This window comes from Streptomyces sp. NPDC057136, from assembly GCF_042670885.1.
Taxonomy (GTDB): domain Bacteria; phylum Actinomycetota; class Actinomycetes; order Streptomycetales; family Streptomycetaceae; genus Streptomyces.
In genome coordinates, this window is record NZ_JBHUUV010000030.1 from 84933 (window position 1) to 96061 (window position 11129).

The following is an 11129-nucleotide window of genomic DNA, read 5'->3' on the forward strand; positions in this document are numbered from 1 at the left end:
GCCCGCCTGCCCGCTCTCACCTCCCCGGGAGAATGCCTTGTCCACCGCACCCGCCGGTCCTCGCCCGACCGTGCTCTACGTCACCGACTACACCTACGAGGCGCGCGGCCGGCGCTACTGCGACGAGGACATCTTCCTGAGCCGGCGCATGCGGGAGGAGTTCGACGTCGTGCTCTGCCACCCGCGCGACGCCGCTGCCATGCTGGACGGCTTCGACGCCGTGGTGATACGCAACAGTGGTCCCGTCATGCACTACCAGGAGGCGTACGACGCCTTCTGTGCCCGGGCGCGCGAGCTGAAGACGCGGGTCTACAACCCCTTGGACGGCAGGGGCGACATGGCGGGCAAGCAGTATCTGGTCGATATGAGCCGCGCCGGGCTTCCGGTGATCCCGACCGTGGACCGGGCGGCGGATCTGGGGCTGCTGCCGGAGGCGGCGGAGTACGCCGTGAAGCCGAAGGCGGGGGCGGACTCGGTCGGGCTGGTCTTCACCCCGGAGCCCGTGCTGCCGGAGGGCTCGGACGGCACGCTGCTCGTACAGCCGAGGATCGACTTCCGCTACGAGGTCTCCTTCTACTTCATCGATGACGACTTCCAGTACGCCCTGTACGCGCCGGACACCGAGCGGCGCTGGGTGCTGGAGCCGTACGGGCCGAGCCCTGCGGACCTGGAATTCGCCCGGACCTTCATCCGGTGGAACAGCCTCACGCACGGCATCCAGCGGGTCGACGCCTGCCGGACCCCGGAGGGTGAGCTGCTGCTCGTCGAGCTGGAGGACCTCAATCCGTATCTCTCGCTCGACCGGGTTCCCGAAGACGTCCGGGAGGCGTTCGTCGCCAGGATGAAGACGTCCGTACGCGCTCTGCTGGCCTGACCCGTCCGGTCCTTCCCCGCATGCGCCGCCGCGGGGCGGGTGTGAGGGTGCAAGCGTGACCACTGCCAGCGAGACCGCCCCCGCCGCGCAGAGTGCCGCCGCGCCGCCGCCCGTGCTCGATCCGCGCCGGCGGAACATCGTCTTCGCCACCATCGTGCTGGGCATGCTGTTGGCCGCGCTGGACCAGACGATCGTGGGGACGGCGCTTCCCACGATCGTCTCGGATCTCGGGGGCGCCGCCCATATGTCGTGGGTGGTCACGGCTTATCTGCTCGCCGAGACGGTGGCGACGGTTCTGGTCGGCAAGTTCGGTGACCTCTTCGGGCGGAAGCTGGTCTTCCAGGTTTCGGCGATCATCTTCATCACCGGTTCGTTCCTGTGCGGTCTCGCGTCGAACATGCTGCTGCTGATCATCTGGCGCGGGATGCAGGGCATCGGCGCCGGCGGTCTCATGGTCACGTCGATGGCGCTGATCGCCGATGTGATCCCACTGCGCGAACGGGGCAAGTACCAGGGCGCGATCGGTGCCGTCTTCGGGATCTCGACGGTCATCGGACCGCTGCTGGGCGGGCTGTTCACCGACCATCTGACCTGGCGCTGGGCGTTCTACATCAATGTGCCGATCGCGATCGTCGTGGTCATCGCGGCGGCGCGCAACATTCCGTCGGTGAGGGCGGCCGGACGGCCGGTCATCGACTACCTCGGCATCGCGCTGGTCGCGGTCGGCGCCAGCGGTCTGATCCTGGCGACGAGCTGGGGCGGCAACGAGTACGCGTGGGGGTCGCCGGTCATCATCGGTCTGTTCGTCGCCGGCCTCGTCGCGCTCGCGCTCTTCTGCGTGGTGGAGGGGCGCGCGAAGGAACCGATGCTGCCGATGCGGCTGTTCCGGAACCCGGTGTTCACGGTCTGCTCGATCCTGAGCTTCATCGTGGGCTTCGCGATGCTCGGCTCCATGATCTTCCTCCCGACGTATCTCCAGTACGTGGACGGGGACTCGGCCACGCTGTCGGGGGTGCGCACGCTGCCGATGATCGTGGGCCTGCTCATCGCCTCCATCTTCAGCGGCAACGTGGTGAGCAAGACGGGCCAGTACCGGGTGTTCCCCATCGTGGGCACACTGATCATCGCGCTGGGGATGTATCTGCTCTCCGGGATGGGTCCGGACACCGGAGTCTGGCTGGAGTCGGTGTACATGCTGGTGCTGGGGCTCGGCATCGGGCTGGCCATGCAGGTGCTGACGATCGCCGTGCAGAACACCGTCGACTACTCCGATCTGGGCACGGCGACGTCGGGCGTGACGTTCTTCCGTACGCTCGGCAGTGCCTTCGGTACGGCGGTGTTCGGCACGATCTACGCCAATGCGCTGCGGCCGAATCTGGCCGAGGGCGTGGCGCAGGCGGCGCGGGCCGGCGGTGATCCCGCGGTTCTGGCGGCGGCGTCGCAGAACCCGCAGGCCGTGCACGCCCTGCCCCCGGAACAGACCGCACCGATCGCGCAGGCGTACGCGGACACCCTGCACACGGTGTTCCTGTGGACCGTGCCGGTGGCCCTGATCGGTTTCGTCGTGGCGCTGTTCCTGAAGCAGGTGAAGCTCCGGGACTCCGCACGGGCCGGGTCGACGGACATGGGCGAGGGATTCGCCCAGCCCAGTGCCGGGGACTCGGCGCGGCTGCTGGAATTCGCCGTGGCCAAGATCCTGCACGGCGCCGGTCCTGCCACGGCGAGACGGATCGTCGCGGACTCGGACACCCGGCTCGACATGGCGGGGGCCTGGGCGGTCATGCAGGTGGACCTGTTCACGAGGATGGTCGGCCATGCGGGCCTCGGCCTGATCGCGACCCGGCACCGCATTCCGTCCGAGGTACTGGTGCCGGTCTTCGACCGGATGATCGAGGAGGGTTATCTCACCGGGGACGGCCGTCTCTTCGCCCACACGGCAGCGGGCCGGCGGGAGGCCGCGACGATCGCCGACGCCTGGTCGAGCTGGCTCAACAAGTGCCTCGCCGAGGACGGTGCCCGCCCGGACGACCGTCAGCTGCGGGCGGCCGTGGACGTGATCGCCAAGCGGCTGCTGGCGGAGGATCTGGCCCAGGAACTGTCACCCGCGGGCCCGGCACGGGGATCGACGCGGGTGGGCGCCCCGGCCTGACCGGGTCAGGCGTGGTCCCAGGACCTGGGGCGGTCCTGTGCCTCCCATTCGGGGCGGAGCAGGGACAGGAGCGAGATGTCGTGGCGGCGCCCCCGGTGCAGGCAGGCCGAGCGGCGTACGCCCTCGTGGACGAAGCCCGATCCGGCGAGGACGCGGAGGGCCGCGGCGTTGTCGGTGTGGGTGTGTGCCTCGACGCGCTGGATGGGCAGTTCGCCGAAGGCCAGGTCCATCAGGGCATCGAGGGCGTCGGCGCCGTGGCCCTTGGCCCGGTGTTCGGGGGCCAGAACCAGATAGGCCTCCGCGGACCCCTCGGCCAGTTGCTGGTCGGTGAGGGCGACGTGCCCGATGGGGGTGCCGTCCGGGAGAAGGACGAGGAAGTCGTCACGGTTGCTGTCGTCGAGATGGCGCTCGATACGCTCGCGCAGCTCGTACAGCGAACCCGGCCAGACCCCGGTCTCATGAGCGGTCACCGGATCGAAGCGCCAGCGCTGGATCAGTTCGGCGTCGTCGATCTCGACGGGAGTGAACGCGATGTTCCGACCGCGCCAGCAGGGCTCTCGTACGGTGTCCGGCACTGCCGTGTCCTCGCTCATGCGCGGATCGTACGGTCCGAGGGGTGCCCCGGGACACCGGTTTTCACTCGACGAAGACGGCCGCCGCGTAGACCCAGTCGCCGTCGTGGCGGACGAAGCGGCTCTTCTCGTGGAGGGAGTCGGGGCGGCCGTCGTCCGTGTAGTGCGCGCGGAAGGTGACCGTCCCCGTCGCGTGGAAGGGGCTGCCCTCCGTCGTCTCCAGGATCTCCAGGCGCACCCAGCGCATGCCGGGGTCGAAGTCGACGGCCGGCGGCCGGGTGTCGGGGTGCCAGGTGCGGAGCAGGTACGCCGCGTCCTGGACGACAAAGGCGGCGTACCGCGAACGCATCAGCGCCTCGCAGGTCAGGGCGTTTCCGCCGGCATGCAGGCGTCCGCAGCAGTCCGCGTACGTCGCGGGCAGGCCGCACGGGCACGGGGACTCCGGGGTGATCCGCGGTGCGGGTGCTCCGGTGACGGTGGAGCGGCGCGGGCGGGGGGTGCGTCGTGACATGCCTCCATTGTGACCTGCTGGGTCGTTGCGTACGGGGGCGGTCGTTCAGCGGGGTGATTGCTCAGCGGGCCGGGCCGAAGCGGCTGCGGTACTCGCTGGGGGTGAGGCCCGTGCGGCGGCGGAGCTGGGTGCGCAGGTTGGTCGCCGTGCCGAGGCCGCTGGTCCTGGCGACCACGTCGAGGCGTTCCTCGCCGCGCTCGATGAGGCGGCGGGCGAGGGTGATCCGCTGTTCGGTGAGCCAGCCGAGCGGGGTGGTGCCGAGCTGGGCGCGGAAGCGGCGGTGGAGCGTGGCGGGGCTGACCGCCGCGCGAGCGGCGAGTCCGGTCACGCTCAGCCCGGTGCCGAGGTGCTGCTGGGCCCATTCCAGGAGCGGGCCGAGCGAGGTGTCGGCCGTATCGGGCAGGGGATGCTCGACGAACTGGCGCTGGCCGCCGTCGCGCTGCGTCGGGAAGACGAGGCGCCGGCTGACCGCTGCGGCGATCTCCGCGCCGTGGTCGCTGCGGACGATGTGGAGGGCGGCGTCGAGCGCGGCGGCGCTGCCCGCGGCCGTGATCACCTGGCCGTCGTCGACGAACAGGACGCCTGGGTCCAGGTGCACCCGCGGAAAACGTGCGGTGAAGGCTTCGGCCCAGCGCCAGTGGGTGGTGGCCCGCCGGCCGTCCAGGACGCCCGCGGCGGCGAGTGTGAACGTACCGGTGCAGAAGCTGACCAGCCGGGCGCCCCGGGCAGCGGCGCGCCGGACTGCGTCGAGGACGGCCGGATCGGGTGCGGCTTCGGGGTCGGGCCGGTTCGGCACGATGACGGTGCCGGCGCGGTCGACCGCGTCCAGCCCGGCGACTCCGGAGAGCTGGAAGAAGCCTGCGTGCATGGTCACGGCGGGGGTGGCGGCGCAGAGTTCGAACGCGTACCAGGGGACGGGCAGTTCGGGGCGGCGCAGGCCGAAGAGTTCGGTGGCCACGCCCAGCTCGAAGGGGTTGGACCCGGCCGAGACGATCATGGCGACGCGGTGCGGGGAACGCTGCGGGGTGCGGTGCGAGGATTCTTGCGCCATGTGCGATTCCTAGCACTCCCCCGAGTCAGGGGCCAAGCCCGAGGATGGGGACATGAGCGAAGACACGGCACAGACCCTGCCCGAACCGATCCTGCTGAGCGATGCGCTGAAGTCCTTCGACGCGCTGTGGAGCCCGCGGGTCGTGACACGGGTCAACGACTACGACGTACGGGTCGCCAAGGTCCACGGCGAGCATGTCTGGCATGTGCACGAGGACACGGACGAGTTCTTCCTCGTGCTCGACGGCTCCCTGGACATCGGGCTGCGCGAGGAGGGCGGGGAGCGGTCGGTCAGGCTCGACCGGGGTGCGGTGTTCGTCGTTCCCCGGGGAACCTGGCACAAGCCCCGCTCGGCGGACGGTGCCTCGATCATGCTGTTCGAGCCGTCCGGGACGCTGACCGTGGGCGACGCCCACGACGAGGTCCCGGACCATGTCGACGCGACGACCGGGCACGCGCTCAGCGACCTGACCCCGCCGATCGCCGCGTCCGGGACGCCTTCGTGACCGGGTGGCTGCTCGCGGCAACGATCGCCGCGGGCATCACCCGGTCCGTCAGCCGTCGGTGACCGTGCGCGGTCAGCGCTTACGGGCGACGCCCGCGTACCCGGGGATCGGATCGTCGCCCGGGACATCGATGACATCGCCGAGCTCCGGGTGCCAGTCGGCGGAGAGCGAGACGCCCGGCTCGACAAGCTCCAGGCCGTCGAAGAACGTGGCGAGTTCGGCGCGGGAGCGCGGTCGCAGCGTCATTCCGCGGGCCTTGTACATGGCGCGTGCCTGGGCCGCGCCCTCCGGGTTGAAGTCGCCCGTGGTGTGCGAGAGCACCAGATAGCTGCCGGACGGGAGCTGCTCCACGAGCTTGTCGACCAGTTCGGCAGCGCCGTCCTCGTCGTCCAGGAAGTGCAGCAGCGCGAGCATCGACAGCGCGATCGGCTCGCTGAAGTCGAGTACCTTGCCGGCTTCTTCGAGGATCGCCTCGGGCTCGCGCGCGTCCGCCTGGATGTACTCGGTGGCACCCTCGGGCGTGGAGCGCAGCAGGGCCGCGGCGTGCGCGAGCACGATCGGGTCGTTGTCGCAGTAGACGATGCGCGCGTCCGGGGCGGCCTGCTGAGCGATCTGGTGGAGGTTGGGCTCGGTGGGTATGCCCGTGCCGATGTCGAGGAACTGGCGTACGCCGTTCTCGGCGAGATAGCGGGTGGCACGGTGCATGAAGGCCCGGTTCACGCGGGCCATGTCGCGGCCCCGGGAGTCCACGGCGAGCAACTGCTGGGCCATCTGTTCGTCGACCGGGTAATTGTCCTTGCCGCCGAGAAACCAGTCGTACATCCGCGCGGGGTGCGGCTTGCTGGTGTCGATCTCGATGACATGGCTGGCCTGTGGATCGTGCCCGGTCATATCGCGCTCCGTTGGGGTTCGTAGGTCGGCGATCACAGCGAACTGTTCGTGGGGCGAGGATATGTGCCGATGCGTCAGGTGAGAAGGAAGTCGGCCTGACCTGCCTTGGCGCCCTGGATGAAGGCGGCTATCTCGCCGTTGGAGTAGATGAGGGCGGGGCCCTCGGGGTCCGCGGACTGGCGTACGGCGACTCTGCCGTCGGCCAGCTTCATGGCCTCGATGCAGTTGCCCCCGTTGCCACCGCTCCAGGGCTTCGACCAGCCTTCGGAGCCGAGGTCGGCGGCCGGCATGCCGTTGTATATGTCGCTCATCACAGCTCCTTGCGGAAGTCCCGGAGGATTTCCTTCGTGCGTTGTGCAGTTGCGGCCTGAGCCGCCATACGGTCCATGACTTCGAGGTAGGAGGCCACCTCGGGGCGCGCGTCGAAGTAGACGGCACCGGTCAGGTACTCGCTGTAGACCATGTCGGGCAGCTCGGGGACGGCGAAGCGGAAAAGAACGAAGGGGCCGTACGTGCCCGGATGGTGGCCGGTCGCGAACTCCGCGATCTGAAGCGTCACATGGGGCATCTCGGTGGCTTCGAGCAGGCGGTCGGTCTGCGCCCGCATCGCTTCGGTACTCCCCACGGGGCGGCGCAGGACGGTCTCGTCCATGACCACCCACAGCTTCGGGGCGTCCTCCCTGGTGAGCAGGGACTGGCGCGCCATCCGCAGGTCCACATGGCGCTCGATGTCCTCCGGCCTGGTCTGGCCGACGGCTCCCGTACGCATGACGGAGCGTGCGTAGTCCTCGGTCTGCAGGAGGCCGGGGACGAAGTGCGGCTCGTACATTCGAAGGAGGCTCGCGGCGCCCTCCAGGCTCACGTACATGCTGAACCAGTCGGGCAGCACGTCGTGGTAACGCTGCCACCAGCCCGGTTTGTTGGCCTCTTCTGCGAGCTCGACGAAGGAGTCGGCCTCCTCGTCCTCGATCCCGTACGCCTTCAGCAGCAGCTGGACATAAGGGATCTTGAGTCCGACCTCGGCCGTCTCCATTCTGCGTATGGTCGCAGGAGCGACCCGGAGCACCTTGGCGGCCTGGTCGCGGCTCAGGCCTACGCGCTCCCGCAGATCCTGCAGGCGCTTGCCGAGGACGACTTGGCCCACGGTCGGGGCGGACCGCGGTTCGCTCACTTCAGACCTCCCCATGCGCTGTTTGCGAGCAGTGTGCCATGCGGATGGCGTCAAAGACACAGCCACTCTGCAATTTTCAGAGTGCCCCTTGCCAAGTGTTCGCGACAGAGGGAGAGTTGGGCAGTGAACCCGTTCATACGGTCACGCCCGCGCTTTTCACAAAGGTGCGAAGCGTGAGCGCCCCCCACTGTGAGGAATCGGTCGTGGCACCTGGCAGTGCGCTCATCCCCCGGCTCGTGGACCTCAGCCCCGGGACGGAAGCGCTCCGATACTGCTTCGCCCTGCCGGCGCAGCCGGAGTCGGTGGCCGGTGCGAGGCGAATGGCACGCGGCCGGCTGGACGCGTGGCGCCTCGGCGGCGACGCCTACGAGGCGGCGATCCTCATCGTCTCCGAACTGGTCACCAACGCAGTGGTGCACACCGCGAGTTCACGCGTCGTCTGCGAACTCCGACGTCTCGACAGGCGGCTGCGCATAGCCGTGCAGGACCAGGGGCACCAACCCGGCGGCCCGCGGCTCCGCCGCATGTCCGACGACGAACACGGACGCGGCCTGCTGCTCGTCGACGCGATGAGCAGCGCCTGGGGGTCCCACGACGCCGGAGACGCCTCGGGTCGCATCGTCTGGGCAGAACTGCCGCACGGCACGGAGCAGCCATGCTGAAGAACGCCCTGTCCCAGCTGCGCGGAGCGCGCCGCTCCCGGGTGCCCGAGCAGAGTGGCGGGGGCCGGGTGAGGCTTTCGCTGCCGCCCACGCTCTCCGCCGGCCTCGGCTGTGACGCGGTTGGGGTGCCCGCGCGGCACGGCTTCCGGCTGATGTCCCACCTGCCGCGCATCGGGTGCGTGTTCGCCGACGCCGACCGCTGGTGGTGGATCGTTCCCGCGGGTTCGGATCTGGACCTGGACTGGCCCGAGCAGGTTTCGTACGCCGCCGGGGCCTTCGTCCCTTCGGTACGGCCCCGGCTCATCCACACGCCGGACAGCCGTACGCCCTACACCCCGCCCATTCCGCTCTTCCTCATGGTGTGCCAGGTGACCGGTGTGACTCCCTCGTGGACACCGGCCGGCCGGCCGAGAGCCGTGCCCGCTACCTGAGCGGCGCCTGGCGGGGCCCTCGCAGGGCCCTCTCCCTCACCTGTCCGGGGCGTTGTCAGTGGCTGGTTCTAATGTGGCCTCACTGATCGAATCCCGCGGCGGAGCGGGTGGTCCGGGGTGGGAAAGGGGCGGTTCTGTGCGCCGCTGGGAGTTTGTCGAGGGCAGCGCGTCGAAGTTCTGGGAGACCGGGGCCGACCAGGCGCGGGCGGTGGTAGAGGTGACGCGGGCGGCGCCGCCGGTGGGGAACTGACGTTCTCGGATCGTATGCGTGACCATTTATCGGACTGACCGAGGTGGAACACGTCGGCTACGACCCGGCCGAGCAACAACTCGCAGCGGTCGTACGGGACGAGGCCGGCAACCACGCACGCGTGCGGTCCGGCTACCGTCCGGAGTGTCCCGGCGCCCTCGACGCCCTGGCGGATGCGCTGGAGAGCGGCGCCACGCATATCAGCGGCTCGGTGCACCGGTCGGGCGGCTCCGTCCGGATCGACCCGATCGCGGTCCTGACGCCGACGGGAGTGACCGTGCCCGATCTCGCCGCCGGCGAAGGATCGTCCGCGCTGGAGGCGGTGGTGCGGCAGTCGTCCGATCCGCTGACCGCCGCCCTGGACGAGGCAACCGCCGCGCTCGCCTCCGTCGCCCACAGCGGGCTGCGGAATCTGACGGACCCGGCGCGGGCCCGTCTCGACGACGCGGCGACTGCCCTGTCACGGACGGGCCTGGCCCGGGCCGCGACACTGCTGCGGGCGTTGCCGCGCGCGGTGGACAAGGACGGCGAGGACGGCCGCGCCCGGTCGGCCGCCTGGCTGGAGGCGCAGCTCCACGTGCTGGTCAGCAGCGAACTACGGGCACTGGAGACGCCCTGACCTCACGGCTTGTCGAGATAGCCGAGGCCCGGGTGGACCTTCATGTACCTGTCGACCAGACGGCGGGCGACGGTGACCGAATCGACCAGGGGATGCAGGGCGAATGCCTGTACCGCTGCCGCACGGGAGCCGGTCTCGGCCGCGTCGAGTACGGCGCGTTCGACGGCCTTGACCGCCGTGACCAGGCCCACCGCGTGGTACGGCAGCGGGTCGACGGCCACGGGACGGGCCCCGTTGGCGTCGACGAAGCAGGGCACCTCGATCACGGCGTCCGCGTCCAGCACCGACAGGGTCGTGCGATTGCGGACGTTCAGGATGAGGGAGGTCCGTTCGTTGCGGGCGACGGCCCGCATCAGGGCGAGGGCGACCTGTTCGTACCCACCGGACTCCAGATCGCTGTCCTCGCGTTCACCGGCCCCGGCGACCTCGCGGTTCTCCGCCATGTACGTCGCCTCGCGCTCGGCGCGCGTCCGGTCCCAGGTGGTCAGCGCCGGGGCGGCCGGGTCCTTCATCCGGGCGTAGAAGCCCTCCTGCTGCTCCCGGAGGAACGCACCGCGGGTCTGCTCGGCCTCCTGGTAGGCGCGTACCGCTTCCCGGTTGAAGTAGTAGTAGTGCAGATACTCGTTGGGGATCGCGCCGAGTGACCGCAGCCAGTCGGCGCCGAAGAGCCTGCCCTCCTCGAAGGAGCCGAGCAGTTCCGGGTCGGCGAGCAGGCGCGGCAGTTCGTCGCGGCCGTCGACGTACAGCCCGCGCAGCCACCCGAGGTGGTTGAGACCCACGTAGTCGATCCGGGCCCGGTCGGGGTCGGCGCCGAGGACTCGCGCGATACGGCGGCCGAGTCCCACCGGCGAGTCGCAGATCCCGATGACCCGGTCGCCGAGGTGCCGGGACATGGCCTCGGTGACCAGTCCCGCCGGGTTGGTGAAGTTGATGACCCAGGCGTCGGGGGCGAGCCGGGCGATGCGCGCGGCGAGTTCCACCGCGACGGGCACGGTGCGCAGTCCGTACGCGATGCCGCCCGCGCCGACCGTCTCCTGGCCCAGTACGCCTTCGTCGAGTGCCACCCGCTCGTCGGCCGCGCGGCCCTCCAGGCCGCCGACGCGGATCGCGGAGAAGACGAAGTCCGCACCGCGCAGCGCCTCGTCCAGGTCGGTGGTGGCGACGACGGCGGGGGCGTCACCGATCCCCCCGGCCTGCTCACCGAGGACCCGGGCAACGGCACCGAGCCGGTCCGCGTCCGTGTCGTACAGCGTCACGTGCGTCACGCGGCCCTCGGCGTGATCGCCGAGAAGTGCCCCGTACACCAGAGGCACCCGGAATCCGCCACCGCCAAGAATTGTCAGCTTCACGCTGCTCGATGGTACGGAAGTCGACGCCCGCGCGGACCAAAGACCTGCGCGGGCGTCGACCGCGCGGCAGTACCCCAGTCTCTTATACACAAAG

13 protein-coding genes are annotated in these 11129 nt (G+C 70.1%); 6 read left to right on the top strand and 7 right to left on the bottom strand.

The genetic code is table 11. The annotated features are described in order from the left end of the window. The first annotated feature begins 37 nt into the window (after positions 1-37). Both ACFT7S_RS29015 and ACFT7S_RS29020 read left to right on the top strand, forming a co-directional pair. Entirely contained in the window at positions 38-874 is an 837-nt protein-coding gene (locus ACFT7S_RS29015) for a hypothetical protein (protein ID WP_382736881.1), read from the top strand. Between the two features lie 55 nt (positions 875-929). Continuing rightward, positions 930-3023, top strand: coding sequence for an MDR family MFS transporter (locus ACFT7S_RS29020; protein WP_382736883.1), 2094 nt, complete (start codon positions 930-932; stop codon positions 3021-3023). Positions 3024-3028: 5 nt separating this feature from the next. Here ACFT7S_RS29020 and ACFT7S_RS29025 read toward each other — a convergent pair whose 3' ends face one another. The 3 genes from ACFT7S_RS29025 to ACFT7S_RS29035 all read right to left on the bottom strand — a co-directional run bounded on the left by ACFT7S_RS29025 (position 3029) and on the right by ACFT7S_RS29035 (position 5157). Continuing rightward, the gene (locus tag ACFT7S_RS29025; protein ID WP_382736885.1) at positions 3029-3616 is read right to left on the bottom strand and encodes a GNAT family N-acetyltransferase; all 588 of its coding nucleotides are present in this window, start codon (positions 3614-3616) and stop codon (positions 3029-3031) included. Between the two features lie 43 nt (positions 3617-3659). Further along, positions 3660-4106, bottom strand: coding sequence for a YchJ family protein (locus ACFT7S_RS29030; RefSeq protein WP_382736887.1), 447 nt, complete (start codon positions 4104-4106; stop codon positions 3660-3662). Between the two features lie 61 nt (positions 4107-4167). Continuing rightward, positions 4168-5157 (bottom strand): helix-turn-helix domain-containing protein, encoded by a 990-nt coding sequence (locus ACFT7S_RS29035; RefSeq protein WP_382736889.1) that lies wholly within the window; start codon positions 5155-5157, stop codon positions 4168-4170. Positions 5158-5209: 52 nt separating this feature from the next. Here ACFT7S_RS29035 and ACFT7S_RS29040 point away from each other — a divergent pair, with 52 nt between their 5' ends. After that, a complete protein-coding gene (locus tag ACFT7S_RS29040; RefSeq protein ID WP_382736891.1) occupies positions 5210-5662 on the top strand; it encodes a cupin domain-containing protein in 453 nt (150 codons plus the stop codon). 72 nt (positions 5663-5734) lie between these two features. Here the strand turns inward: ACFT7S_RS29040 and ACFT7S_RS29045 are convergent, their stop codons facing one another. The 3 genes from ACFT7S_RS29045 to ACFT7S_RS29055 all read right to left on the bottom strand — a co-directional run bounded on the left by ACFT7S_RS29045 (position 5735) and on the right by ACFT7S_RS29055 (position 7724). Beyond that, complete coding sequence (locus ACFT7S_RS29045) at positions 5735-6553, bottom strand: SAM-dependent methyltransferase (RefSeq protein WP_382736893.1); 819 nt, start codon at positions 6551-6553, stop codon at positions 5735-5737. Between the two features lie 74 nt (positions 6554-6627). Next, on the bottom strand, positions 6628-6864 hold the full coding sequence (locus ACFT7S_RS29050) for a DUF397 domain-containing protein (RefSeq protein ID WP_382736895.1): 237 nt from the start codon (positions 6862-6864) through the stop codon (positions 6628-6630). Beyond that, positions 6864-7724, bottom strand: coding sequence for a helix-turn-helix domain-containing protein (locus ACFT7S_RS29055; RefSeq protein ID WP_382736897.1), 861 nt, complete (start codon positions 7722-7724; stop codon positions 6864-6866). The genes ACFT7S_RS29050 and ACFT7S_RS29055 overlap by 1 nt, the downstream gene beginning before the upstream one ends. A gap of 203 nt (positions 7725-7927) precedes the next feature. On the opposite strand from ACFT7S_RS29055, the gene ACFT7S_RS29060 reads away from it, so the two are divergent. The 3 genes from ACFT7S_RS29060 (at position 7928) to ACFT7S_RS29070 (ending at position 9686) form a co-directional block, all read left to right on the top strand. Beyond that, the gene (locus ACFT7S_RS29060; RefSeq protein WP_382736899.1) at positions 7928-8386 is read left to right on the top strand and encodes an ATP-binding protein; all 459 of its coding nucleotides are present in this window, start codon (positions 7928-7930) and stop codon (positions 8384-8386) included. Next, positions 8380-8817, top strand: coding sequence for a hypothetical protein (locus tag ACFT7S_RS29065; RefSeq protein WP_382736901.1), 438 nt, complete (start codon positions 8380-8382; stop codon positions 8815-8817). The genes ACFT7S_RS29060 and ACFT7S_RS29065 overlap by 7 nt, the downstream gene beginning before the upstream one ends. Before the next feature lie 293 nt (positions 8818-9110). Beyond that, positions 9111-9686, top strand: a complete 576-nt coding sequence (locus ACFT7S_RS29070; RefSeq protein ID WP_382736903.1) for a hypothetical protein — start codon at positions 9111-9113, stop codon at positions 9684-9686. A 2-nt stretch (positions 9687-9688) separates the two neighbouring features. Here the strand turns inward: ACFT7S_RS29070 and ACFT7S_RS29075 are convergent, their stop codons facing one another. Then, complete coding sequence (locus ACFT7S_RS29075; protein WP_382736905.1) at positions 9689-11035, bottom strand: 6-phospho-beta-glucosidase; 1347 nt, start codon at positions 11033-11035, stop codon at positions 9689-9691. Positions 11036-11129 lie beyond the last annotated feature (94 nt).

Coding starts and splice junctions, on each gene's coding strand:
- ACFT7S_RS29040 (WP_382736891.1), top strand. CDS start 5,210: ATGAGCGAAGACACGGCACAGACCCTGCCCGAACCGATCCTGCTGAGC.
- ACFT7S_RS29030 (WP_382736887.1), bottom strand. CDS start 4,106: ATGTCACGACGCACCCCCCGCCCGCGCCGCTCCACCGTCACCGGAGCA.
- ACFT7S_RS29065 (WP_382736901.1), top strand. CDS start 8,380: ATGCTGAAGAACGCCCTGTCCCAGCTGCGCGGAGCGCGCCGCTCCCGG.
- ACFT7S_RS29025 (WP_382736885.1), bottom strand. CDS start 3,616: ATGAGCGAGGACACGGCAGTGCCGGACACCGTACGAGAGCCCTGCTGG.
- ACFT7S_RS29050 (WP_382736895.1), bottom strand. CDS start 6,864: ATGAGCGACATATACAACGGCATGCCGGCCGCCGACCTCGGCTCCGAA.
- ACFT7S_RS29045 (WP_382736893.1), bottom strand. CDS start 6,553: ATGACCGGGCACGATCCACAGGCCAGCCATGTCATCGAGATCGACACC.
- ACFT7S_RS29035 (WP_382736889.1), bottom strand. CDS start 5,157: ATGGCGCAAGAATCCTCGCACCGCACCCCGCAGCGTTCCCCGCACCGC.